Below are 23,700 nucleotides of genomic sequence, written 5' to 3'. Positions count from 1 at the left end.
ATCAGGCTTAGCCTGGATTACAGTTTAGGGGGAAACATTTTGAGTATAAATACATTTTCTGATGTTTGGGATTTGGATGTATTTTTTCCAGGCGGGAGCGATTCGAAGGAATTTCAAGCTCATTTGACCGAAACGGAAGGAACAATCAACCAATTTTATAGCAAGGTGACAAGCTGGCAGCCTTCAATAGTGGAAAAAGATGCCGATATGCTTGCAGCACTAATTTCCTTATTTGAGGAAGCTTCGAAGAAAATAAGGCAGGCGGGGGCTTTTATTAGCTGTTTAAAGGCTCAAAATACAGAGGATAAGAAGGCTTTTGAACTGCAGTCAAAAGTAACTGCGTTAAGTGCATCTTTCCAAACAGCTCTCGGAGCTTTTGATGGAAATTTAACTGGAATTGCTGAAGAAGCCTGGCAGAAATTAATGGATGACGAAAGGCTTAATGAATTAGCTTTTGTTTTAACTGAGAGGCGGACACGCGCTTCAGAAAAACTGTCAAAGGAAGAAGAAGCAGTCGTTAATGCGCTTGGAGTCGATGGCTATCATGCGTGGGGACAGATGTATGACATGGTTGTTGGTAAAACAAAGATTCCTTTTACTCAAAAAGGGGAAGAAAAACTTTTGTCAGTGGGACAGGCAGCCAATCAGTTTTCTAATCCTGACAGGGAAGTTCGCAAAGCTGTGTTTAAGGAATGGGAAGCAGCATGGTCTGCCAATGCTGATTACCTTGCAAAGATCTTAAATCATCTAGCAGGTTTTAGGCTCAATGTTTATAAATTGCGAGGCTGGGATGACTTCCTTAAGGAACCGCTTGATATTAACAGAATGAAAAAAGAAACACTCGATGCTATGTGGGGTGCAATTTCCGAAGCGAAACAGCCGCTAAAGAAATATCTTGAACGCCGAGCCGAATTAATGGGTGTGGAAAAGCTAAGCTGGTTCGATCTTGAAGCCCCATATGGAAATACTGAAACTAAAGTTTCATATCAGGAAGGAGCCGAATTCATCCTTGAACAGTTTGCAAAGTTTGGGGAAGAAATGACGTCCTTTAGCAGACATGCCTTTGAAAATAATTGGATTGAAGCTGAAGATCGGCCAGGTAAAGCTCCAGGGGGCTTCCATACATATTTTCCTGAGGCGATGCAATCACGAATTTTTATGACCTATTCAGGAACACCGTCAAACATTTCAACACTCGCCCATGAATTGGGACATGGCTTTCACACGTATGCAATGCGCAATCTACATCTATTGAACAGGAATTACGCGATGAATGTGGCAGAGACAGCGTCTACTTTTGCGGAAATGATCGTCTCCGATGCCGCGGTAAAAAATGCTTCCTCAAAGGATGAAAAACTTGCCCTGCTTGACGATAAAATCCAACGATCTGTAGCTTTGCTTATGAATATTCATGCCCGATATCTTTTTGAAACCAGCTTTTATGAAGAAAGGAAGGATGGTTTTGTCAGTGCGGCACGCCTGAACGAGCTGATGGAAAAAGCGCAGGAAGAGGCTTATCTTGGCGCCCTGGATTCCTATCATCCTTCTTTCTGGGCTTCCAAGCTTCATTTCTTTATTACCGGTGTGCCATTCTATAACTTCCCTTACACGTTTGGATTCTTATTTTCCCTCGGCATTTATGCCCAGGCCTTAAAGGAAGGCAGCGGTTTTGAGGAAAAATACATCGCGCTCTTAAAAGATACCGCTTCGATGACGGTTGAGGAATTGGCAATGAAGCATTTGGGAGCCGATTTGACAAAAGCTGATTTCTGGAATGACGCTTTAAAATTATGCACTGATGATATAAATGAATTTCTTGAACTAACAAAATAATAAAAAGGCAATAACCCCGGCAATCTGCCGGGGTTATATTTTTTCTATTCCCTATTGGGTTCATTATCTTAACCTTAAACCTTCCGAAGTCTAAAAGTAGAAACCATAAGAAAAGCTAAAATCATAATTGTGAACAGAAAAATTTGCGGGGCAAGATAAGGCGTGGCCAAATAGCTTAACGTCACAAGGCAGCCAGCCGCAGTAATTGGAAGGCCGGTAAAATATCCATTGCTTTCAGTTATATTGAACCGTGCAAGCCTGAATGCGCCGCAGGCAATAAAAAACACAGTGAAGAACGTCCCGGGTGCGCCAAGTTCAAATAAAATCCCTTGATATAATAATAGTGCAGGAGCAACACCAAATGATATAATATCACTCATGGAATCCAATTGTTTTCCGAGTTCCGATTCTATGTTGAATTTCCTTGCGACCATTCCATCGAACCGGTCGGCGAGGGCTGCGATGAAAATCAGCAGCAGGCTAAGCCTTAAGTTTCCATGTAAGGTGGAGATAATGGCAAAACCGCCAAGTGATAAGTTGATTAAGGTTAGCACGTTTGCAGTCTGAGCCTTTAGCTTTTTAAAGGTAGGAACAATAACATCAAATAAAAACATTTCCTCACTCCTTTTACTTTCCGGAATGCAGCATCCCGGTTATGAAAGAAACAAAGGCAGAGGCCGCAGGTCCCCGTTTTGGTTCATTGTCTAGCTATAGCGTCTAGCGCCTAGTGTACTTCGGTCCCCTCGTTACGATAAGTCAACATCGATTCGCCTTCGCTCATCGTGTTTCCTTTATCTCCTTCGAGGCCCTCCACAAGGAAGGCTTCGGCAGCATCAGCATCGCACGAAGAAAAAGTGATAGCTTTTTCGAGGAGTCCATACGGCGCTGGTCAAGCCGCTTGCGCTTTCTTGATTTATAACAGTTCATATCCTATATTATTTTATTTTAAGTATTTTATGACGATTCGTAAATAGTATATTTACACTTTTTGGAGGTTACTACATTGTTTCAGCCTATCTACCGGTTATTGATTGAATTGACAAATGGAAAATGGTCATCAGATGTATTAAAAAAGTTTGCTCGATCCCGATTCAGCAGGCGCGCGGTTGCCCGCTTTGCAAAAGCCTATCGCCTTAATACTGAGGAGATGGAGGTACAGCTTAAGGACTTCCCGACTTTGCACGACCTTTTCGTGCGAAAGCTAAAGCCTGGTTCCCGAATAGTAGACCTGGCAAAGGATACTGTAACCAGCCCTGTGGATGCAGTAATTGAAGACATTGGGGTAATCAAAGAATCAAGTGAAATGGAAGTAAAGGGAAAAATATATTCTGTCGAGGAAATGCTGGGAGACCGTCAAGCGGTTGAAAAGTATTTGAATGGCGTGTATATGATATTTTATTTAAGCCCAAGCCATTACCATCGAATTCATAGTCCGGTAAATGGAAAAGTCCAGAAGCAGTGGGTTCTTGGCACAAAATCATATCCAGTCAATAAATGGGGATTAAAATACGGGATCGATACGTTATCGAAAAATTACCGAATGATTACCGAAGTTGAAACGGAAGAAGGGATGGTAGCAATAGTAAAGGTTGGTGCCATGTTCGTTAATTCTATTGAAACTACCCATTCTGGCTCAGAGCTTCAAAAAGGTGAAGAAATAGCTTATTTTAGCTTTGGTTCCACAATTGTACTCTTATTTGAAAAAGATAGGTTTATTCCCGACGAATCCCTTCAGGTCCCCCATGATATCCGCATGGGTGAAAGGGTTGGCGTATTGAAAAGCTGAACTTAATCTATGAAAAAAAATGACGATGGAATCTTTAAAAGAATGAAGGCGGCCCATGGACTGGAGCCGCCTTTTACTTGTCCGTTAGTGTCCTCGGAATAACAGCAAAAAAAAAGCCCCTTAGGGCCTGTATCAAGAGGATACTCTGATTCGATTAGATAATGAACGGCGATGGATTTCTTTCTCGATTAGGCGAATAAAATCGGGGCTTAAGTTAAGTTCCATAGCTTTGTAATAAGATTCGATCAAAAGGTCATCAGATAATTTCCGCATACTGGCACTCCCCTCTCATTTTATAAGCATGATTTATATGACATGAACATATATTGTAGGTTCAGGATGTTGTACCACTAATCTATCAAAAAAGTGATTTAAGAACAATCGTTCCTATTATCCACATATACCCGTGGATAACCTGTGATTAAATTGTTTATAAATGGGAAAAAAGTGATAGTAACAAGCGGTAAAATGTTGATAATTTTATACACAAGTTTCAAAAGGAAGAAATTTGTCGAAAAGTTTTTATTAAATTCGTGATTTTTCCTCGAATTTCTGCAATTTTTCAGTTGTTTTTTCGGATACTGTCACTTTAAGACATTAATAATTCAAGGTATAATAAATATCTTTGAAACCTGAGGTAAAATTCGTTATGATGAAAACATTGCCAATCAAGATGATTAGATGTAAAGAGGGTGTTTACCATGTTAAAGCATTTTCTTCCTGATGAACATGTGAAGAATATATTTTTAATAACTCCTGAACAGCTTAAAGAAAAGGGGATAAAAGGAATCATTACTGATCTCGATAACACGCTTGTTGAGTGGGATCGTCCGTATGCCACCCCAAAACTTATAGAGTGGTTCGATGAAATGAGAAAAAATGATATATTGGTGACCATTGTTTCCAATAATAATGAACAAAGGGTTAGAGCATTTTCCGATCCGCTAGGAATTCCATTTATTTTTCAAGCGCGAAAGCCAATGACTCGTGCGTTTAAAAAAGCAATCAATCGCATGGGCCTCAAGCGTGAAGAGACAGTGGTAATTGGTGATCAGCTATTGACTGATGTCTTTGGCGGCAACCGCGGTGGCTTCCATACTATCCTGGTTGTCCCGGTCGCTTCTACCGATGGATTGATAACAAGATTTAACCGTAAAGTTGAGAGGCGGATTTTGAGCTTCTTCCGAAAAAGGGGAATGCTCAATTGGGAGGACTCGAAGTGAATAACGAACATGATATTTGCTTGGGCTGCGGCGTTGCCATCCAGACAGATGAGCCTGGAGAACTTGGCTATGCACCGCAATCTTCGCTTAATAAAGAACAAATAATTTGCCAGCGCTGCTTCCGGCTGAAGCATTATAATGAGGTCCAGGATGTAAGCCTGACAGATGATGATTTTCTAAAAATCTTGAACCGTATTGGTGAGACTGATTCTTTGATAGTCAAAATCGTTGATATATTTGACTTCAATGGCAGCTGGATTCCCGGTATGCACCGGTTCGCGGGTAAGAATAAAATCATCCTGATTGGGAATAAGGCCGACCTTCTGCCAAAGTCCGTCAAACACACTAAATTGATTAGTTGGATGAAAAAGCAGTCAAAGGAGCTGGGCCTGCATGCTGAGGATGTTTTCCTTATTTCCGCAGCAAAGGGACAATCCATCCGTGAGGCTGCAGCTGCAATTGATTCATACAGACAGGGAAAAGATGTGTTTGTAGTAGGCTGTACTAACGTTGGTAAATCAACATTTATTAACAGGATTATTAAAGAGGTGGCTGGAGGGCAGGACGTGATTACAACTTCCCATTTCCCAGGCACGACCCTTGATATAATAAAAATCCCGCTTGATGATGGGAAGTCGCTCATTGACACTCCAGGAATCATTAATCATCATCAAATGGCACATTATGTTGGCAAAAAAGGATTAAAAGCAATCACGCCTAAAAAGGAAATCAAACCGCGGGTCTTCCAGCTAAATGAGGGCCAAACCCTTTTCTTCGGAGGCTTAGGGAGAATTGATTATGTAAGTGGCGGGAGAAGAGGCATAGTCTGCCATTTCTCTAACGATATTGATATTCACCGTACCAAGACTGAAAATGCAGATGAGTTATATGAGAAACATCTCGGTGGAATGCTGACACCGCCTGACCCAGATGAAGTAAATCTGCTTCCTGAACTTGGTAAACAGGAGTATATTATTAAAGAGGCCAAGACTGATATCGTCTTTTCCGGGCTTGGCTGGGTGACTATTAATGACCCGGGAGCAAAAGTCGTGGCGTATGTTCCGAAGGGTGTACAGACGCTTTTGAGAAAATCACTGTTTTAATTCGGTTGTTTTCTTGAGAGCAAGTTAACATCCCTATTGATCGCAGATAGCTTGAGATGTATGTAAGAATATTGGGGGAGTTGTTTTGAAGCTTTACGGTCTCATTGGAAATCCAATAGCACAATCCAAATCACCGCTGATGCAAAATGATCTATTCCATTCCAATCAAATTGATGCTTATTACCAGCCATTTCTTGTCGAGAAGGGGAAACTTCATCAAGCGGTGGAAGGCATTAGAGCCCTTGGCATTTCGGGGTTCAATGTTACCGTGCCGTTTAAATCTGACATCATTCCGCTGTTGGATGCCATAGACCCTTTAGCCGGAGAAATTGGCGCAGTCAATACTGTCATCAATGAAGATGGCAGGCTGATAGGATATAATACGGACGGACCTGGATTTTTGAGAAGCCTTGAAGAAGCAGGGGTTTCTACCGAGGGAGCAGACATTCTCGTGATTGGCGCAGGTGGAGGAGCAAGGGCCATTAGTTTTGCCATGGCGAAAACCAACCCAAAGCGAATCGATATATGTAATCGGAGCATGGACAAAGCAAAGGTATTGGCTGGTGAAATCGCGGCAAAAATCCCTTCATCTGCATTAAGTCTCAAAGAAGCCGAGCGGGCCATTAATGATTACGGCGTTGTCATCCAGACGACGCCTTCAGGCATGTTTCCTAAACCTGAGGAAATGCCATTGGATTTAATTTATCTCGATTCCCAAAAGGTTGTGGCGGATATCATTTACAATCCCTCTGAAACAAAATTCCTTGAAATGGCAAGGAAAAAAGGTGCAACGACAATCAATGGGATTGGAATGTTCATCTATCAAGGCGCACTTGCATTTGAATTATGGACTGGCATTAGGCCGGATACTGAAAGAATGAAACGGCTGGTTATGGATCAGCTGGGAGGTGGAAACTAAATGTTAACAGGTAAACAAAAACGATTCCTGCGGTCAAAAGCTCATCATCTTAACCCAATCTTTCAGGTGGGTAAAGGCGGTGTCAATGAAAATATGGTTGCTCAAATTGCCGACGCATTGGAAGCGAGGGAATTACTTAAGGTAAGCATCCTACAGAATTGTGATGAGGATAAGGATGTAGTTGCTGAAAAACTTGCAAAAGGTACTAGAGCAGAGCTTGTACAGGTAATCGGCCATACCATCGTACTTTATAAAGAATCAGTGGAAAATAAGCAAATACAACTTCCATAACGTGCATAATAAGGAGGAGGGCCAATGAAAAAAATCGGTATTCTCGGAGGAACATTCAACCCCCCTCATATTGGCCACTTGATTATTGCAAACGAAGTATGCATTTCGGCAGGACTTGATGAAGTATGGTTCATGCCAAATCAGGAGCCGCCCCATAAAAAAAAGTCAGCAGGCGCGGAGAATAGCGACAGGCTGGCTATGCTTGAACTGGCCATAACGGGGAATAAGTTATTTAAGGTTGAAACATGTGAGCTTGAAAGGCCAGGACCTTCCTATACTGTTGACACAATGGAAATCTTGAAAAGTCAATACAATGAGGAGCAATTTTATTTTATCATCGGTGCCGACATGGTCGAATACCTTCCAAAATGGCATCGAATTGATGACTTGATGAAAATGGTTACCTTTATCGGTGTAGAGAGGCCGGGTTATAGCATGGCAACCGATTTTCCAATTATGACCGTTGATATTCCTGAAATCAATATATCCTCAAGCCTGGTTAGAAACAGGCTGCGTAACGGGGAAACAGTGAAATATTTGGTACCGGAGGAAGTGATCCGGCACATTAGGGAGAACCATTTATATGGAACGTGAACAAGCTCTGGCGTTTGTCAGGCCATTTTTAACTGAACATCGTTATCTTCATACAATCGGGGTTATGGAAACAGCGATTTCTCTTGCAGAAAAAAATAATGCTGAGTGCAAAAAAGCGGAGCTGGCAGCTATTTTTCATGATATTGCAAAGTTTCGCCCGAAGGAAGAAATGAAACAAATTATCCTTCAAAATGGTTACCCCGAGGATTTGCTAAGCTTTAATCCAGAATTGTGGCATGCGCCAGTCGGTGCGTTTCTTGCTCAAAAAGAAGCTGGTATCCAGGATGAAGAAATATTGGGAGCCATACGGTACCATACTTCCGGCAGACCTGGCATGTCTTTGCTTGAAAAGATTATTTATTTGGCAGACTATATTGAACCAGGCAGGAATTTTCCAGGAGTGGAAGAGACCCGTCAACTAGCGGAGGAAAGCCTTGACTTGGCACTTACCCAGGCAGTGAAGAATACGATCATGTTTTTAATGAATAGGAACCAGATGGTTTATCCGGAAACTTTTTTAACATATAATGACCTCATAAAGTGAACCTCCATCAGTGGGGGAGGGGTGTTTATCCCCCACTGATGATTAGGTGAACCAATCGGACCTTTACGGGCAGTTGCCCCCCACTTATTTGTACTTCTTTACATTTGAATTTTGAGTGGGGGTCTTACTGCCCGTTAAGAGTGGGGTAAAAAATAGGAGGATTGATGCATGAGCAAAGCAGATCTTTTACAAGTAGCGGTTAAAGCCGCAGATGACAAAAGGGCCGAAGATATATTGGCTTTAAATATGAAGGGCATTTCCCTTATTGCAGATTATTTCATTATCTGCCATGGGAATTCAGATAAACAAGTACAGGCAATTGCTACTGAAATCAGGGACAAAGCTGAGGAAAACGGCTATGATGTCAGAAGGATGGAAGGCTACGATGAAGCCAGATGGGTCTTAATCGATTTGGGAGATGTTGTGGCTCATGTGTTCCATCGTGATGAACGTACTTATTACAATCTCGAACGCCTTTGGGGAGATGCGCCGCTTGAAAATATTTCGAGCGTTATCAATCCATGAGTTACGGACGTTTTGCCTATTATTATGATGCTTTAATGGAAGAAGCCCCATATTCCAGCTGGGTGGAGTTCGTTCTATCCGCCTGGAGGCTTTATGGATTAAAAGATGATATGTCCCTGCTTGACCTGGGATCTGGAACAGGCCAGCTTTCAATAAGATTTGCTTCTGAGGGCTTTTCTGTTACTGGCGTTGATCTCTCCTCGGAAATGCTGTCTGTTGCACGTTCAAAAGCAGAGGAAGCAGGGATGAACATTCCTTTTTATGAACAGAATATGGCGGAACTAGAGCTGCCTGGACAGTTTGGGATTTGTGGCATATTTTGTGATTCGTTAAATTATCTTCGTTCTGAAAATGAGGTTACGGAGACATTCCAAAGGGTCGCTCATCATCTTGTTCCTGGTGGATTATTCATCTTTGACGTTCATTCAGTCCATAAGGTTACCGAGGGATTCATCAACCACTCGTTTTCCTTGAATGGAGATGAAGTTTCCTATATCTGGGATAGTTTCGAAGGCGAACACCCTAACAGTGTGGAACATGAAATTAGTTTTTTCATCCTTGATGAACTGTCTGGAAAATATGATCGATTTGACGAGATTCATTATCAAAGGACATTTCCAGTAGAAACGTATACAGCGTGGCTTCAGGATGCTGGCTTTGAAGTTCTGCAGATTGGAGCAGATTTTGATATGGCCGGCCCTTCCGCCGACTCGGAACGAATTTTTTTCATTGCTAGAAAACCGCAAAAATAAAAGAAGCCATTCCCTTATTATAGGAGAATGGCTGTTTTTTTGCTAAATAAAGAAGGATTAAGTATGTTCGTGTCGAAATACTAATGTGTTGAATACTGCTTTTCTGTTTTTTCAAGATCTTCATTGAACTTTGCATGAGTTGCCCTATACAGATTCCTGAATAAATCCTCCAGTGCACCGCCCTCTAGAACTTTAATTCCTTCACCGGTGATCCCGCCTTTTACACAAACCTTTTCCTGTAGTGCAGGAAGGGTATAATGTCCCTGCCTCAACAGTTCACCCATGCCGATAATCATCCCACTCGCCATATCAGTAGCCATTTCCTTACTAATATTTGTTTCCTTTACCGCTGCTTCTATAAATTCCTGAAGAATGAAACTGATAAATGCAGGTCCGCAGCTAACGATATCTGATGCAACTCTCACTAGCGGCTGGTCAATTTTTATGGGTGATGATATTTTTCCCATGAGTGATTCCACAATCAGCTTCCATTTCGGGTCACATTTTTCGCCAAAGGTTAGTAGTGAAACTCCGGCATTTGCACGGTTTGTTATGCTTGGAATTGCCCTGATAACCGAACAGCCAACGAGGGACTCCAACTGGCCGGTTGTAATTGGGCTTGTTATTGAAACGAGACATTTTTCTTTTGAAAGACAGGAGGTGATATCTTTAAGCAGATTCGCGATATCCAACGGTTTTACACAAACAAAAACGATATCTGATAAACGGGCGGCCTCAGCCGCTGAATCCGCAACAAAGATACCAGGAAAATCCTTTTGAAGATTTAACGCCTTAGATTTTGTTCTATTAAAGGCAATTACGGATTCCTCCTCGACAATTCCGCTGCCAATAAACGATTCTGCAAGTATTTTCCCCATGTTTCCTATTCCGATTATTCCGATTCTCATATTCATCCCTCCCTAGCCAAACGAATACCACTAACACAATATGAATAAGACAAGCAAATTATACCTAAAGGAAGTGCTGTCATGAAAGAGTGGCTGATTGATCACAAATATTATATAGCTGCAGCTCTTGCTGTGGCCCTCGGGTTTCTATATTATTCTAACCGTGATACCGCCCCAACCGATATTATTGCTGCTAGCACAGTCGAATCAGAGGAGGGTATGCAGGAAACTCCCCCTGTCCCCGATTCAACCACAATCCTTATAGATGTAAAAGGAGCTGTGGAAAAACCAGGAGTCTATCACGCAAGCCCGGATGAGCGTGTTATTGACATTATCGAACTAGCAGGCGGCTTATCCGAAAGTGCGGATACTTCCGGGGTCAATTTTGCCCAAAAACTCCAGGATGAAATGATCGTATACGTTCCTGCTAAAGGGGAAGAGGCGGGAAGTACCGCTTCTGGTACTGACGTTGCATCCGGAAATGGAAAAATTAATATAAACCGGGCCAATGAAACTGAACTCCAGGAGATACCTGGAATTGGACCCTCAAAGGCGGCGGCGATTATAGAATATCGGGAAAAGAACGGCCCGTTTAAAAAACCGGAAGAGCTGAAGGAGATCAGCGGGATTGGCGATAAAACGTTCGAGAAACTTGAAGGAGCAATTACTGTGCATTGACCAAGTTCAAATAAGACCTGTAAACTAATAAGGACAAATATAATTATGCCAGGGGGAGAGAAATGTGGAGAGAATTCCATGGGATCAATATTTCATGGCCCAAAGCCATTTGCTCGCACTGAGAAGCACCTGTACCCGCCTGATGGTCGGTGCAACCATTGTTAGGGATAAGCGAATTATAGCAGGAGGCTATAATGGTTCAATTGCAGGCGGGGACCATTGCAGCGACCATGGCTGTTATGTTATTGATAACCATTGTGTCAGAACCATTCATGCAGAGATGAATGCCTTGCTCCAATGTGCTAAATTTGGGGTCACAACAGGTGACGCGGAAATATATGTCACACATTTTCCTTGTCTGCAATGTTCAAAAGCAATTATACAGGCCGGCATTAAGACCGTTTATTACGCCATGGACTATAAAAACCATCCATATGCGATTGAGCTTTTCGAACAAGCCGGTGTGAAGCTTGAAAAAGTACCATTAACTGAATCGATCCTTGATCTCGGAAAAATCAATTCCCCGGCAGTAAAGTAATTCCTAGGCAGGTATCCAGATTGTTAAAGGATACCTGTCCATCTAGGAGGTTGTATGAAAACAAAGGCGATCTTCTTCGTTCCTTCCTCAATTCTTGGTGTCCTTGCAGCAATGACACCTTCCCCATTACACGTGCTAATACTCTTCACTGCTCAAATCCTTATCTTAAAAGGGATGAACAAGCTTAAGACAAATGAAGTGATATTAACATTGATTGTATTTACTCTATTTTTCGCTGTAACAGAGCATACCCAGTCTGCTAATCAGACTATTCTAGGAAAGGGAGAACGAAGCTTTCAACTCGATTTCCGCTCAGGAGCTTTCATCGATGGCGATTCCTTTAAAGCATTTGCGGTGGATTTAGAATCAGGGGAAGAACTTCTCGTTACCTATAGGATTCGCTCAGAAGCAGAAAAAGAAAAACTCCTTTCAGCATCTTTCTTTGGTGTTTCATCAATTCTCGGCGGCGAGTTAAAAATCCCGCCTGAAGCCCGGAATCCAGGCGGTTTTGATTATCGAAGCTATTTACGGAGACAACAGGTGCATTGGATATTTGACTCGGATACGATGCCGCTTGAAGATGCAAGGGTAAGGAAGCTGACTTTTTACGAAATGATAGGGAGAGTTAGGGAAACTGAAACAAAACATCTTTCTGAGCGCCTTCCTAAAGAAGCAGCCAGACTTGTTTCAGCTCTCATATTTGGCGAACAATCAAAGATTCCCGAAAACCTGGAAGGGGCTTATACGAAGCTTGGCATCAGCCATTTGCTAGCGATATCCGGCATGCAGGTAAGTCTATTATCGGGACTGGCACTTTATGCAGGGATACGCCTCGGGGTAGCCAGAGAAAAAATGGCCGTCCTATTGATACTCCTTTTGCCGGTTTATGCCGTACTTGCCGGGGGGAGCCCATCTGTTATCCGATCAGTGATTATGGCTTCTATCATGCTCACGATACCTTTAGGTTCAAATCGAATTGGGTTTGGAACTGTAGATGCTCTTGCCCTATCTTTTCTACTATTTCTTTTCACCAGCCCTTATATTTTATTTAATCCGGGTTTTCAGCTTTCATATGCAGTGACATTTGTGCTTGTTTTTTCCTATCAGGCTTTCAAGGAAAAAGAACTAACAGGCCTAACCTTTATGATTACTGGAACCGTTATTTCTCAATTGGCCGCTTTGCCAATCCTTCTTACCCACTTCTATACAGTTCCTCTCATCAGCATTCTCGCCAATTTGGTGTTTATTCCCCTTTACAGCTTTATCTTTAGCCCTGTTGTGTATAGCTTTTATATCCTTATTGCACTATTTGGAAGTGTACCTGCTTGGATTCGCGGTTCTGTTAATACGATTATCATTTTTTCTGATAACCTTGCCTTGGCCTTGTCGAAGGTGCCTATTCAGCTTTATCCAGGAAAAATGCCGATATTCCTTTTTGCTTTATATACAATAGGTGTACTAACCATTTTTAAATTATGGGAAAAGAGTCAATTGTGGAAAAAAAGCTTTCTGATTCTTTCCTTGCCATTTTTGATTTTGGCTGTACACAGCTATGCCAACACGAATTTTTCCAAATCAGGCGAAATCACTATGATCGATGTCGGGCAGGGAGACAGCATCTTAATCTCCCTTCCAGACGGTGAAGGAAATTATTTAATTGATACAGGAGGGAGCATCGTTTTTGAAAAAGAGCCATGGCAGGAGCGCGTTAGTTCGTTTGACCCAGGCCAGGATATTGTCATTCCTTTTCTGCTGGCAAGGGGCATCGGGAAATTGGATAAGCTAATTTTGACCCATGGAGATCAGGACCATATTGGCGGTGCATTGGCGATTCTCGAAGAGGTGCAAGTTAAGGAAATTGTGATGCCTCGTGTAGAAGAGAAATCAAAATCGGAGCATGATGTCATTGCCCTTGCAGTGGAAAAACGTATAAAGGTAACTGAGGTCACGGAAGGAGATAAATGGTATGCCGGAGGGGCTAGTTTCCATATCCTTTCTCCCAAGAAGGACAATAATAAAGAAAGAAATGACAATTCAATTTCCCTTTTTACTAAGCTGGGAGGGAAGAGTTGGTTTTTTACAGGGGATCTGGAAGAACAAGGTGAAAAGAATATTATGGCCGATTATCCAGGGCTTGGGATTGATGTATTGAAAGCGGGTCACCATGGCAGTAAAACGTCGTCAACTGAAGATTTCCTAAAGCTTTACCGCCCGAAAATCACTCTTATTTCAGCAGGAGCCGGCAATAGATTCGGCCATCCCCATACAGAAACCATCCATCGCTTTAAGGAGTTGGACACTATTATTTTTCGGACCGATTTGCACGGCGCGATAACCTATACTTTTTATGGAGAAAAAGGAACCTTTTCTACTCATCTGCCATACAATGCACTATCCAATCAGGAATAAACAAAAGCGTAAGCAAGATACACTTGATAGGAATGGTATCTACAGATGCAAAGTTTTATTAGTAATAAAAAAAGGCCGCGTGGGCGGCCCCTGACCAAGATTTAAGATCCGATAAGTTTGATCACTGTTGCAATTAAAAACATGGTTGCGAAAAAGCCAAAAGACACAATAAATCCTACCCCTGAATCAATCGCATCGTTCCGTTTGTCCTGGACGTTTTGTTCGAATTCGTTCACACGCTTCCCCTCCCTATTTCCATTTTAGTATAAGCGAACCTTTTTGAAAAATCCAGCCCTCACCTTTTGTCAGGAGTTTACACAAATAGTTTGCCGCCATGGGGCAAAAATAAAATCACTAAGGCATTCCGCCAGCAGGTTAAGGCCCGGGACTTACCCTTGCCGGCGTTCATATAAAACGGGAATCGGAATGGATATCCGATTCCCTTTGAATGCTTGTAAAAATGGACGGGCTTCTTTACGATAGAGATAGGTTGTTTGTAAGTAGGGAGAGATTATTTCAATGGTAATTGAATTATGGAAAAAAATAAAAAAGAAGAATTTTTCGCCCGTTTACCTTTTGTATGGGACAGAAGCTTTTCTCATGAAAGAAACTGGACAGCTTTTACTTGAACATATCCTTGGGGATGACCGGGATTTCAATTTCTCAAATTATGATCTTGAGGAAACTCCAATTGAGGAAGTTATTGAAGATGCAGAAACCCTGCCTTTTCTTGGTGAGAAAAAAGTTGTTTTTGCCCACAATCCATATTTTCTCTCTTCGGAAAAGCAAAAGGAAAAAATAGCTCATAACATTTCCAGGCTTGAGGCGTATATTAAGGAGCCCGCGCCATATAGCGTTCTTGTTTTTATGGCTCCATATGAAAAGTTGGACGAACGAAAAAAAATTACTAAGGAGCTCAAACGGTTGGCTGCAGTAGCAGACATGAAGAAGCTGAGTGAGCCTGAGCTGAAAGCCTGGATTTCGGACAAGGCGGACAAAAATGGGATTACCCTTAAGTCTGAGGCAGTGGAAACGATTCTCTCACTCGCAGGATCCAACCTGACTATGCTTTCTAATGAGCTGGACAAACTTGCGCTTTATGCAGGAGAGGGAGGAAAAATTGATGCTGCGACTGCTGAGATGTTAATCCCAAAGTCACTCGAGCAAAATATATTCAGTCTGACGGATAAGGTGGTTCAAAGAAATTCAGCTGAGGCGCTCAGAATTTACTATGACCTCCTGAAGCAAAATGAGGAGCCTATTAAAATCCTCGCTCTTCTTGCTGGGCAATTCAGGCTGATATATCAGATAAAAGAGCTCAGCAGAAAGGGATACGGCCAGCAGCAAATAGCCTCTGCCCTTAAGGTGCATCCATATCGGGTCAAGGTAGCTGCCGGACTTGCATCCAGATTCGGGGATGAAGAACTAGCCAAAATTATAGCGATGATTGCAGATGCTGACTATCAAATGAAAACGGGTGGTGCCGATAAATCATTGCTTGTTGAGCTATTCCTGATGAAGTTGGGTACGGCGATATAAACGGGGAAGCTAATCGTGTATTGATTTACGGGGATACACTGTAAAAAAGGATTCACAAATAAAAAAACAGCCTGCTCTCTTTTGGGGATGCAGGCTGTTAACTCTTTTTATATTCAAGCGATAGCGACAGCAAATACCTCTAAGCCGCTCTTGCCTTTCTTATAGAGAGTTGATTTTTTTAGCCAGGCGGGCTTTTTTGCGGGCTGCAGCATTTTTATGGATAAGGCCTTTTGTAGCAGCTTTATCAAGCTTGCTAGCAGCGTTTGCATAAGCGTCTTTCGCAGCAGCACTGTCGTTTACAGTAACAGCAGCTTCAACTTTTTTAACAGCAGTACGCATTGTAGATTTCACAGCGGTATTTTGAGCATTGTTTTTTTCGTTAATCTTTACGCGCTTAATAGCAGATTTAATGTTTGGCATTCCATTCACCTCCTAAACAAGAAACCGAGACATCTATGAACTCGACTTTCACTTCCATAAACAATTATAAGGAACAAAAGATATTCTATCAAAACGGTGCCCGGATTGCAATACTCAAACAAAAATTGTGTAAAACTCCCGCCTTGACAGCTTGAATGATTTGGGAAAAATAAGGCAAAGATAATGGGGTATGCAAAGAAAGTTAGCTGAATGGAGGCCTCCTTTAATGAATAATGAATCAATTGATCTTAGCAACTATACAGTCAGGACCGATCTTGCTGTTGAAGCAAGGGAAATGGCAATTGCAGGAAGGGAAGGGACGATTGGCGAAGAGGAAGACCTTTCCCGAATCGAAGGTGTCATTATTAAGGAGAGGGAAATAGATGGCATGAAGGTTTCGCTAGTTGAAATCACACCTGAGGGAGAAGCGCAAATCGGCAAGAAGCCAGGCAGTTACCTCACCATTGAAGTATTGGGAATAAGACAGCAGGATACCGAACTCCAGCAAAAAGTCGAAAAGCTATTTGCCAGGGAACTTGGTGCCTTTTTGGAGAATGCAGGTATTAACAAAGACGACTCCTGTCTAGTTGTGGGTCTAGGGAACTGGAACGTAACTCCTGATGCGTTGGGCCCTATCGTATGTGAGAACCTGCTCGTAACCCGCCATCTCTTTGAACTTCAGCCTGAAAGTGTCCAGGATGGGTTCCGTGCTGTAAGTGCATTGGCTCCAGGGGTAATGGGGCTAACCGGAATTGAAACTAGTGACATTATTCATGGGGTTGTTGAAAAAACCAAGCCTGGTTTTGTTATTGCAATAGATGCCCTTGCTTCCAGGTCAATTGAAAGGGTTAATTCAACCATCCAAATTTCTGATACAGGGATTCACCCAGGATCGGGTGTCGGCAATAAACGGAAAGAGCTTAGCAAAGAGACTTTGGGGATTCCTGTAATCGCCATTGGAGTTCCTACTGTCGTGGATGCAGTCTCGATAACGAGTGATGCGATCGATTTTGTTTTGAAGCATTTTGGGAAGGAAATGAAAGAGGGAGACAAGCCATCAAGGTCACTTGTTCCGGCCGGAATGGCTTTTGGAAAGCGCCGGAAACTTACTGAGGAAGATCTTCCTGAGGAAGAGCATCGTAAAACCTTTCTTGGAATTGTCGGCACTCTAGAAGATGAAGAAAAGAGGCAATTAATACATGAAGTCCTTTCGCCGCTTGGCCATAATTTGATGGTTACGCCAAAGGAAGTAGACGTTTTTATAGAGGATATGGCCAACCTCATTGCCAGCGGCATGAACTCGGCGTTACACAGCCAAGTAGATCAGGAAAATGCAGGCTTTTATACACGTTAATGAAAGGAAAAGGTTCTACCAACTCTAGCATCATCATATGATTTACTAGGATTCAGGCCCGGACGAATTAGGGTTTGGTTGTAAATCTTTGCCGGACGAGGTGGAACAATGAAAAAAAACAACGCCTATATTGTCTCAGGTGTTAGCGTCGCAAAGGCAGGCGCATTAATGATTCTCTTGATAATAAGTACATTTTCCGCCAGCGGATTGCTTGCTTCCTTTGAAACAGGTTCCAGGCTTTCTTCACTCGCCGTAAACCGCTCCCATCAAGAGATCAAAGGGGAGCTTCTCTATCAATTTATGGGATGGGAGAACCACTATTTTGCCGGAGCAGCTGGAAGTGATGCAAGCCCTAAGCTGACTAGCCTGTTCCTGGGGCTTTCAGCGAATATTAATCTCGATGACCCGAGAAGTTTGCTTGGTAGGGAGCTCCCTGGGTTCTACTCTTTTGATGGGAGAATCGTTGTTGCCGGTGAGGGTACTAACTATACCAATATGCCAATGGAATCCGCTCCGCCTATTGAAATTATGAAAGCAGAGCGGGAAGCCGCATTACAGAACCTGGAGGATATTCCGGACCCTGAGAAAAGCCCGGGAGCTCCTGCGGCAAGGTGGAAGGATGGGGTATTCGTCTATTTTTCACATAACCGGGAGTCCTATCTGCCTTATTTAAAAGGAGAAACGAATCCTGATCGGGCCTACCACTCAAAAATCAATGTGACAAAGATTGGAGACCAGCTTAAGGAAAGTCTTGAAGCTCGCGGAATAGGGACGTTTGTTGATAAAACAGATATAAATAATATTCTCGTAAATAAAGGCCTTGGCTTCGGCAGCTCTTATGTGGAATCAAGAAATGTCGTTAAAGAAGCAATGGCCACCAACAAGGAGCTTCAATATTTCTTTGATATCCATAGAGACGCACACCGGAAAAAGAAGACAACGAAAACAATCAATGGAAAAAGTTACGCAAAACTTGCATTCGTCATTGGAGCTGAGCATCCGAATTATAAGAAGAATTTAAAACTTGCAGAAGACCTTCATGCTCTAATGGAAAAAAATTATAAAGGTTTAAGCCGCGGGGTCATAGAGAAAAAAGGTGTTGATACAAATGGCAAGTTTAATCAGGACTTATCAGGCAATGCGATTCTGATTGAATTTGGCGGGGTAGACAATACGTTTGAAGAATTGAACAGGTCTGCTGATGCGTTAGCAGATGTATTCGCGGATTACTTCTGGCAGGCGGAAAGCGTGTCAAATCCGAAAGAACAGCCTGCTGATAAACAATAGAGAGGTGATGAACATGAAGCTATTCATGGTTAAAAGCCTGGTTCTGGCTGGTTTCATGTTTGCCGCCGCACTTATCGGTATGCAGGCAGCGAACACGGGCATTGACCGTATGAAAGGTTATGAGGACCCTGATTTCAAACAGGCAGTTTCCATTCAAAAAGAAAATGGAGAAACTCAGGTTGCCATTATGGGAGGAGAAGTCTCCGAAACCTTCGAAGAGAAAAAGGCGCAATTGGAGAAGACGGAGGGTTATAACCTCTTTTCATCAATGGGAAAAGGGCTTGGAACGATTCTATCCGGACTTGCGAAGGCAGTTGTTGAAGCTTTTACAGATTGATGTTATCAAAGAGGTTGTCCCAAAGTAAGATTGGGACAACCTTTTTCATTGGTAATTTTCGGTTTTTTGGCCTGTGAACAAGGCGATTGTTTGGGAGGGGAGAGAGTCAGTCTTTGCCCAAGTCCCGTGTGTACTAAAATAAGAGACATATGAAAATTCCCCTACGCAAATAACTTCTAATTTTTCTTCAGTTTTCCGTAATTATTGAATCTTGATTTTTCAATTGGTATAATGAAAAATAGTCTACATGTGCGTATAACAGGAGTGAACCCGATTGAATAGAGAAGAGAGATTAAACAGGCAGTCGAAAATTAGGAACTTTTCGATCATTGCCCATATTGACCATGGAAAATCAACACTGGCCGACCGCATTCTTGAAAAGACGAATGCGCTGACCTCACGCGAAATGAAGGAACAGCTCCTTGATTCGATGGATCTTGAACGCGAGAGGGGCATTACCATTAAACTGAATGCCGTCCAGCTCAACTATAAAGCTAAAGATGGAGAAGAGTATACGTTCCATCTTATTGATACCCCGGGACACGTCGACTTTACTTATGAAGTATCACGGAGTCTGGCTGCTTGCGAAGGGGCAATTCTAGTCGTCGATGCAGCACAGGGGATAGAGGCTCAGACGCTTGCGAACGTCTACCTTGCCCTTGATAATGACCTCGAGATCTTGCCGGTCATCAATAAAATTGACCTGCCAAGCGCGGAGCCAGAACGGGTTCGCCAGGAAATTGAGGATGTCATTGGCCTTGATGCTTCAGAGGCAGTACTTGCTTCAGCCAAGGCTGGTATTGGAATAGAAGATATCCTTGAGCAGGTAGTCAAGCAAGTTCCAGCGCCGCAGGGAGATCCGGAAGGCCCGTTGAAAGCGTTGATTTTTGATTCGGTTTACGATGCTTATCGTGGTGTCGTTGCTTATATCCGTGTTGTCGAGGGATCAGTAAAAGCTGGCGATAAGGTAAAAATGATGGCAACTGGCAAGGAATTCGAAGTAAATGAAGTTGGGGTTTTTACGCCGAAGGAAACAGCGCGCGGGGAACTCACTGTCGGGGACGTTGGTTACCTTACAGCATCCATTAAGAACGTTGGAGATACCAGGGTAGGGGATACAATCACAAATGCCAAAGGCGGTGTTACAGAGCCGCTTCCTGGCTACCGTAAATTGAACCCAATGGTTTATTGCGGGTTATACCCTATTGATTCCGCCAAATTCAATGATTTGCGCGAGGCATTGGAAAAGCTGCAGCTAAATGATGCTGCCCTTCAATATGAGCCAGAAACATCTCAAGCACTTGGTTTCGGCTTCCGATGCGGTTTCCTTGGATTGCTTCATATGGAAATTATCCAGGAGCGAATCGAGCGGGAATTCAAAATCGATTTGATTACGACTGCCCCGAGTGTTATTTACCATGTGGTGATGACAGATGGATCAGAAATCAAGGTTGATAACCCTGCCGATATGCCTGACCCTCAAAAGATTGATCGCGTCGAAGAACCGTACGTTAAGGCAACGATGATGGCTCCGAACGATTATGTTGGTGATATTATGGAGCTATGCCAGCATAAGCGCGGCATTTTCATCGATATGCAGTATCAGTCTGAAAACCGAGTCAGCATAGTTTATGAAATCCCGCTTGCTGAAATCGTTTATGACTTCTTCGACCAGTTGAAATCCAATACCAGAGGATATGCATCCTTTGATTATGAACTGATTGGTTATAAGCCTTCCAAACTGGTTAAAATGGATATTCTTTTAAATTCTGAGCAGGTCGATGCCTTGAGCTTTATCGTCCATAAAGATTTTTCTTATGAGCGCGGAAAGGTCATTGTTGAAAAGCTTAAGGAATTGATACCAAGACAGCATTTCGAAGTGCCAATCCAAGCCGCAGTGGGTCAAAAGATTATCGCACGCTCTACCATAAAAGCAATGCGTAAAAACGTTCTAGCCAAATGTTATGGCGGGGACATTTCCCGAAAACGGAAGCTTCTTGAGAAGCAGAAGGAAGGGAAGAAACGGATGAAGCAAGTTGGCTCTGTCGAGGTTCCTCAGGAGGCCTTTATGGCTGTCCTTAAAATGGATGACAATAGCCCGAAAAAATAATTCAGGGGGGTTGGACGAGCCTTGCAAAGGGCAAGTCCTGCCTCTTTTTGTAATTTCAGAAAGTATATTTTTGAGAACGGTCTAGCTCCAGCGCCTAGCGCCTAGTGTACTTCGGTCCCTCGTTACGATAAGGAAACATCGATTCGCTTTCGCTCATCGTGTTTCTTTTATCTCCTTAGAGGCCCTCCAGTACATACCGCGCTGGGCAGGCGCTTGCGCTTTACTCGAATAGGAAGTGAGTAGTAATGAAAGGAACTCCTGGCAGCGGCCCCCGTGCCGCTTATATTCATATCCCTTTTTGTGAGCATATTTGCCATTATTGTGATTTTAATAAAGTTTTTCTAAAAGGACAGCCGGTTGATAAATATCTTGATTTTCTGGAGCGTGAAATTGAACTGACACTAGCTCAGCACCCGCCAGGAAAAATGGTCAGCGTCTTTGTTGGCGGCGGGACCCCGACATCTCTTGATGAAAGGCAGCTAGAAAGGCTGGGGGGGATTATTGCCAATCACCTTCCGCTAAACGAAGAAACTGAATATACATTTGAAGGGAACCCTGGCGATCTATCACTTGAAAAGCTCAAGGTTTTAAAAGATCACGGAGTTAACCGCCTTAGCTTGGGTGTCCAAACCTTTAATGATGTACTGCTTGAAAGGATAGGAAGAAGCCATCGTGCAGAGGATGTTTTTACAACGATTGCCAACGCAAGGAAAGCGGGTTTTGAGAATATTTCGCTAGACTTGATTTACGCGTTGCCAAGGCAAACATTAGAAGATTTCAAGGATACGCTCGAAAAAGCTTTCGCTTTTGGCCTTCCGCATTTTTCAGGTTATTCTCTCATTATCGAACCGAAAACAGTCTTCTATAATCTGATGAGGAAAGGGCGGCTCCCATTGCCCGGCGAGGAGATTGAAGCGGCCATGTATGAACTTCTAATGGAAGAAATGGAACGTAACGGCTGCCATCAATATGAAATAAGCAACTTTGCAAAAGAAGGATTTGAAAGCAAGCACAATCTCACATACTGGAGCAACGATTCGTATTACGGTTTTGGTGCCGGAGCGCATAGTTATCTTGGAGGATACCGCCGTTCTAATGCGGGTCCGCTGAATAAATACATGTCTCCTTTAGAAGATGGACTCCTTCCTATTTTTGAAGAAAGTGAAGTGTCAAGGCAAGAAGCGATGGAAGAGGAAATGTTCCTTGGCCTAAGGAAGGTGGATGGAGTGGATAAAGCCCGTTTTAAGGAAAAATTCGGTATGCCGCTCGAGAGCATTTTTTCCAAACAGCTCGAGGACTTGTCGAAAAAAGGCCTTATTGATGCAAATGGAGACAGCATCCGTCTTACAAACAAAGGAAGAATGCTTGGTAATGAAGTATTTCAGGAATTTTTGGTTGGTTAATTAAGACCTTTTTTAAGGCGTAATCATTGACACGACATACCTGTTTTGATACTTTATTAGTAGAATTAGCACTCAATATTAAAGAGTGCTAACAGAGGTGATGAATGTTGCTGACAGATCGCCAATTGCTAATACTTCAAGTCATCGTGGATGAGTTCATCCGTTCTGCCCAGCCGGTAGGCTCGCGAAGTTTGTCGAAAAAGGAACAAATTTCGTTTAGTTCGGCAACGATCCGGAACGAAATGGCTGATTTGGAAGAACTGGGTTTTATTGAAAAAACCCATACCTCTTCTGGAAGGGTTCCTTCAGAAAAGGGTTACCGTTATTATGTGGATCATCTCCTGTATCCAGAAAAGGTCAATGAGCAGGATGTTTTTAAAATAAAATCAGTTTTTGCGGAGAGGATTTTCGAATTCGAGAAAATCATTCAGCGCTCCGCGATGATTTTGTCTGAAATGACTAGCTATACTTCAATTATGCTTGGTCCTGCGGCCGAGGAAAACAGGCTGAAGAAAATCGAGATAGTCCCGCTGAATAAGGAAACAGCGATTGCCATCATAGTGACGGATACAGGCCACGTCCAGAACAAGACGATTCAGCTTCCAGATTCGATGGATGCCAGCGACCTTGAAAAGATGGTCAATATCTTGAATGAAAGACTTACCGGTGTACCGCTTGTAGATCTTCGGGATAAGCTTTATAAGGAAGTAGCAGTCCTCTTGAGCCAGCATATCAGGAACTATGACAGAATGCTCCATATGATGACTGATACATTCACCATGCCAATAAGCGAAAAGTTGTTTTTTGCCGGAAAAACAAATATCCTTAGCCAGCCTGAATTCAACGATGTTACGAAAATCAGGGATTTAATGACCATGATTGAACAGGAAAGGCCGGTATATGAGCTTATAAAAAACAACCCAGCCGGTATTACGATTAAGATTGGCAGGGAGAATGATAATAGCGCGATGGAAAACTGCAGCTTGATAACCGCCTCTTACACGATGGGTGACGAAAAGCTGGGCAGTATCGCCATACTGGGGCCAACCCGAATGGAATATTCCAGGGTGATCAGCTTATTGAAAATCATGAGCCATGATTTGTCTGCGGTTTTGACCAGGCTGTATCAAACGAAATAGCTGTGGAG

The 23,700-nt window shown here is 42.8% G+C and carries 24 protein-coding genes and 1 pseudogene; 20 read left to right on the top strand and 5 right to left on the bottom strand.

Translation table 11 applies throughout. From position 1 onward, the window contains the following. Nucleotides 1–39: 39 nt before the first annotated feature. Nucleotides 40–1,833, top strand: coding sequence for a M3 family oligoendopeptidase (locus TY16_RS22365; RefSeq protein WP_043933954.1), 1,794 nt, complete (start codon nucleotides 40–42; stop codon nucleotides 1,831–1,833). 74 nt (nucleotides 1,834–1,907) lie between these two features. On the opposite strand, the gene pssA is transcribed toward TY16_RS22365, so the two are convergent. Further along, nucleotides 1,908–2,447, bottom strand: coding sequence for a CDP-diacylglycerol--serine O-phosphatidyltransferase (gene pssA, locus TY16_RS22360; RefSeq protein ID WP_043933953.1), 540 nt, complete (start codon nucleotides 2,445–2,447; stop codon nucleotides 1,908–1,910). A gap of 389 nt (nucleotides 2,448–2,836) precedes the next feature. On the opposite strand from pssA, the gene TY16_RS22355 reads away from it, so the two are divergent. Next, a complete protein-coding gene (locus TY16_RS22355) occupies nucleotides 2,837–3,619 on the top strand; it encodes a phosphatidylserine decarboxylase (RefSeq protein ID WP_043933952.1) in 783 nt (260 codons plus the stop codon). 132 nt (nucleotides 3,620–3,751) lie between these two features. On the opposite strand, the gene TY16_RS25955 is transcribed toward TY16_RS22355, so the two are convergent. Then, a complete protein-coding gene (locus TY16_RS25955) occupies nucleotides 3,752–3,892 on the bottom strand; it encodes a sporulation histidine kinase inhibitor Sda (RefSeq protein ID WP_081773079.1) in 141 nt (46 codons plus the stop codon). A 419-nt stretch (nucleotides 3,893–4,311) separates the two neighbouring features. On the opposite strand from TY16_RS25955, the gene TY16_RS22350 reads away from it, so the two are divergent. The 8 genes from TY16_RS22350 (at nucleotide 4,312) to TY16_RS22315 (ending at nucleotide 9,570) form a co-directional block, all read left to right on the top strand. Continuing rightward, nucleotides 4,312–4,842 carry a YqeG family HAD IIIA-type phosphatase gene (locus TY16_RS22350; protein WP_269320319.1) on the top strand — a complete coding sequence of 177 codons (531 nt, stop codon included), beginning with the start codon at nucleotides 4,312–4,314 and terminating at the stop codon, nucleotides 4,840–4,842. Next, entirely contained in the window at nucleotides 4,839–5,945 is a 1,107-nt protein-coding gene (gene yqeH / locus TY16_RS22345) for a ribosome biogenesis GTPase YqeH (RefSeq protein ID WP_043933950.1), read from the top strand. Before TY16_RS22350 ends, yqeH begins: the two co-directional genes overlap by 4 nt. A gap of 85 nt (nucleotides 5,946–6,030) precedes the next feature. Continuing rightward, nucleotides 6,031–6,864, top strand: coding sequence for a shikimate dehydrogenase (aroE, locus tag TY16_RS22340; protein WP_269320318.1), 834 nt, complete (start codon nucleotides 6,031–6,033; stop codon nucleotides 6,862–6,864). Beyond that, complete coding sequence (yhbY, locus tag TY16_RS22335) at nucleotides 6,865–7,155, top strand: ribosome assembly RNA-binding protein YhbY (protein ID WP_043933949.1); 291 nt, start codon at nucleotides 6,865–6,867, stop codon at nucleotides 7,153–7,155. 24 nt (nucleotides 7,156–7,179) lie between these two features. Next, nucleotides 7,180–7,749: a nicotinate-nucleotide adenylyltransferase gene (locus TY16_RS22330; RefSeq protein ID WP_043933948.1), complete on the top strand. Its 570-nt coding sequence runs from the start codon at nucleotides 7,180–7,182 to the stop codon at nucleotides 7,747–7,749. Next, a complete protein-coding gene (gene yqeK, locus TY16_RS22325; RefSeq protein ID WP_043933947.1) occupies nucleotides 7,739–8,293 on the top strand; it encodes a bis(5'-nucleosyl)-tetraphosphatase (symmetrical) YqeK in 555 nt (184 codons plus the stop codon). The genes TY16_RS22330 and yqeK overlap by 11 nt, the downstream gene beginning before the upstream one ends. Nucleotides 8,294–8,461: 168 nt before the next feature. Then, nucleotides 8,462–8,818, top strand: coding sequence for a ribosome silencing factor (gene rsfS, locus TY16_RS22320; RefSeq protein ID WP_043933946.1), 357 nt, complete (start codon nucleotides 8,462–8,464; stop codon nucleotides 8,816–8,818). Continuing rightward, complete coding sequence (locus TY16_RS22315; protein WP_043933945.1) at nucleotides 8,815–9,570, top strand: class I SAM-dependent DNA methyltransferase; 756 nt, start codon at nucleotides 8,815–8,817, stop codon at nucleotides 9,568–9,570. Before rsfS ends, TY16_RS22315 begins: the two co-directional genes overlap by 4 nt. An 80-nt stretch (nucleotides 9,571–9,650) precedes the next feature. On the opposite strand, the gene comER is transcribed toward TY16_RS22315, so the two are convergent. After that, nucleotides 9,651–10,478, bottom strand: coding sequence for a late competence protein ComER (comER, locus tag TY16_RS22310; RefSeq protein WP_043933944.1), 828 nt, complete (start codon nucleotides 10,476–10,478; stop codon nucleotides 9,651–9,653). Between the two features lie 81 nt (nucleotides 10,479–10,559). On the opposite strand from comER, the gene TY16_RS22305 reads away from it, so the two are divergent. The 3 genes and pseudogenes from TY16_RS22305 to TY16_RS22295 all read left to right on the top strand — a co-directional run bounded on the left by TY16_RS22305 (nucleotide 10,560) and on the right by TY16_RS22295 (nucleotide 14,103). Next, a complete protein-coding gene (locus tag TY16_RS22305) occupies nucleotides 10,560–11,156 on the top strand; it encodes a helix-hairpin-helix domain-containing protein (RefSeq protein ID WP_043933943.1) in 597 nt (198 codons plus the stop codon). A 64-nt stretch (nucleotides 11,157–11,220) separates the two neighbouring features. Further along, nucleotides 11,221–11,664 (top strand): annotated as a pseudogene (locus TY16_RS22300) (ComE operon protein 2); the annotation flags it as partial. A gap of 84 nt (nucleotides 11,665–11,748) precedes the next feature. Then, nucleotides 11,749–14,103, top strand: coding sequence for a DNA internalization-related competence protein ComEC/Rec2 (locus TY16_RS22295; protein WP_043933941.1), 2,355 nt, complete (start codon nucleotides 11,749–11,751; stop codon nucleotides 14,101–14,103). 101 nt (nucleotides 14,104–14,204) lie between these two features. Here the strand turns inward: TY16_RS22295 and TY16_RS25950 are convergent, their stop codons facing one another. Next, a complete protein-coding gene (locus tag TY16_RS25950) occupies nucleotides 14,205–14,339 on the bottom strand; it encodes a YqzM family protein (RefSeq protein WP_043933940.1) in 135 nt (44 codons plus the stop codon). Between the two features lie 283 nt (nucleotides 14,340–14,622). Between TY16_RS25950 and holA the strand changes: the two genes are divergently transcribed. Beyond that, a complete protein-coding gene (gene holA, locus TY16_RS22285) occupies nucleotides 14,623–15,642 on the top strand; it encodes a DNA polymerase III subunit delta (RefSeq protein WP_043933939.1) in 1,020 nt (339 codons plus the stop codon). Between the two features lie 159 nt (nucleotides 15,643–15,801). On the opposite strand, the gene rpsT is transcribed toward holA, so the two are convergent. After that, nucleotides 15,802–16,062 carry a 30S ribosomal protein S20 gene (rpsT, locus tag TY16_RS22280; protein WP_043933938.1) on the bottom strand — a complete coding sequence of 87 codons (261 nt, stop codon included), beginning with the start codon at nucleotides 16,060–16,062 and terminating at the stop codon, nucleotides 15,802–15,804. A gap of 226 nt (nucleotides 16,063–16,288) precedes the next feature. Here rpsT and gpr point away from each other — a divergent pair, with 226 nt between their 5' ends. The 6 genes from gpr (at nucleotide 16,289) to hrcA (ending at nucleotide 23,692) form a co-directional block, all read left to right on the top strand. Next, nucleotides 16,289–17,416 carry a GPR endopeptidase gene (gene gpr, locus TY16_RS22275; protein WP_043933937.1) on the top strand — a complete coding sequence of 376 codons (1,128 nt, stop codon included), beginning with the start codon at nucleotides 16,289–16,291 and terminating at the stop codon, nucleotides 17,414–17,416. 108 nt (nucleotides 17,417–17,524) lie between these two features. Then, nucleotides 17,525–18,703, top strand: coding sequence for a stage II sporulation protein P (gene spoIIP / locus TY16_RS22270; RefSeq protein WP_043933936.1), 1,179 nt, complete (start codon nucleotides 17,525–17,527; stop codon nucleotides 18,701–18,703). A 13-nt stretch (nucleotides 18,704–18,716) separates the two neighbouring features. Beyond that, nucleotides 18,717–19,040: a DUF3679 domain-containing protein gene (locus tag TY16_RS22265; RefSeq protein WP_043933935.1), complete on the top strand. Its 324-nt coding sequence runs from the start codon at nucleotides 18,717–18,719 to the stop codon at nucleotides 19,038–19,040. Between the two features lie 274 nt (nucleotides 19,041–19,314). Then, complete coding sequence (gene lepA / locus TY16_RS22260) at nucleotides 19,315–21,150, top strand: translation elongation factor 4 (RefSeq protein WP_043933934.1); 1,836 nt, start codon at nucleotides 19,315–19,317, stop codon at nucleotides 21,148–21,150. A 245-nt stretch (nucleotides 21,151–21,395) separates the two neighbouring features. Beyond that, the gene (gene hemW, locus TY16_RS22255; RefSeq protein WP_043933933.1) at nucleotides 21,396–22,553 is read left to right on the top strand and encodes a radical SAM family heme chaperone HemW; all 1,158 of its coding nucleotides are present in this window, start codon (nucleotides 21,396–21,398) and stop codon (nucleotides 22,551–22,553) included. A 107-nt stretch (nucleotides 22,554–22,660) separates the two neighbouring features. Next, nucleotides 22,661–23,692, top strand: a complete 1,032-nt coding sequence (gene hrcA, locus TY16_RS22250; protein ID WP_043934924.1) for a heat-inducible transcriptional repressor HrcA — start codon at nucleotides 22,661–22,663, stop codon at nucleotides 23,690–23,692. Nucleotides 23,693–23,700: the final 8 nt, after the last annotated feature.

This window comes from Bacillus sp. EB01, from assembly GCF_000613125.1.
Taxonomy (GTDB): domain Bacteria; phylum Bacillota; class Bacilli; order Bacillales; family Cytobacillaceae; genus Bacillus_D.
The sequence above is the reverse complement of the archived record's forward strand: the minus strand, read 5'-3'. Positions and strand labels throughout refer to the sequence as shown.

What these genes read in the sequence shown, in the direction of transcription:
- pssA (WP_043933953.1), bottom strand. Translation starts at nt 2,447, where the DNA reads ATGTTTTTATTTGATGTTATTGTTCCTACCTTTAAAAAGCTAAAGGCT.
- TY16_RS25955 (WP_081773079.1), bottom strand. Translation starts at nt 3,892, where the DNA reads ATGCGGAAATTATCTGATGACCTTTTGATCGAATCTTATTACAAAGCT.
- yhbY (WP_043933949.1), top strand. Translation starts at nt 6,865, where the DNA reads ATGTTAACAGGTAAACAAAAACGATTCCTGCGGTCAAAAGCTCATCAT.
- TY16_RS22330 (WP_043933948.1), top strand. Translation starts at nt 7,180, where the DNA reads ATGAAAAAAATCGGTATTCTCGGAGGAACATTCAACCCCCCTCATATT.
- yqeK (WP_043933947.1), top strand. Translation starts at nt 7,739, where the DNA reads ATGGAACGTGAACAAGCTCTGGCGTTTGTCAGGCCATTTTTAACTGAA.
- rsfS (WP_043933946.1), top strand. Translation starts at nt 8,462, where the DNA reads ATGAGCAAAGCAGATCTTTTACAAGTAGCGGTTAAAGCCGCAGATGAC.
- TY16_RS22315 (WP_043933945.1), top strand. Translation starts at nt 8,815, where the DNA reads ATGAGTTACGGACGTTTTGCCTATTATTATGATGCTTTAATGGAAGAA.
- comER (WP_043933944.1), bottom strand. Translation starts at nt 10,478, where the DNA reads ATGAGAATCGGAATAATCGGAATAGGAAACATGGGGAAAATACTTGCA.
- TY16_RS22305 (WP_043933943.1), top strand. Translation starts at nt 10,560, where the DNA reads ATGAAAGAGTGGCTGATTGATCACAAATATTATATAGCTGCAGCTCTT.
- TY16_RS22295 (WP_043933941.1), top strand. Translation starts at nt 11,749, where the DNA reads ATGAAAACAAAGGCGATCTTCTTCGTTCCTTCCTCAATTCTTGGTGTC.
- holA (WP_043933939.1), top strand. Translation starts at nt 14,623, where the DNA reads ATGGTAATTGAATTATGGAAAAAAATAAAAAAGAAGAATTTTTCGCCC.
- rpsT (WP_043933938.1), bottom strand. Translation starts at nt 16,062, where the DNA reads ATGCCAAACATTAAATCTGCTATTAAGCGCGTAAAGATTAACGAAAAA.
- gpr (WP_043933937.1), top strand. Translation starts at nt 16,289, where the DNA reads ATGAATAATGAATCAATTGATCTTAGCAACTATACAGTCAGGACCGAT.
- spoIIP (WP_043933936.1), top strand. Translation starts at nt 17,525, where the DNA reads ATGAAAAAAAACAACGCCTATATTGTCTCAGGTGTTAGCGTCGCAAAG.
- TY16_RS22265 (WP_043933935.1), top strand. Translation starts at nt 18,717, where the DNA reads ATGAAGCTATTCATGGTTAAAAGCCTGGTTCTGGCTGGTTTCATGTTT.
- hemW (WP_043933933.1), top strand. Translation starts at nt 21,396, where the DNA reads ATGAAAGGAACTCCTGGCAGCGGCCCCCGTGCCGCTTATATTCATATC.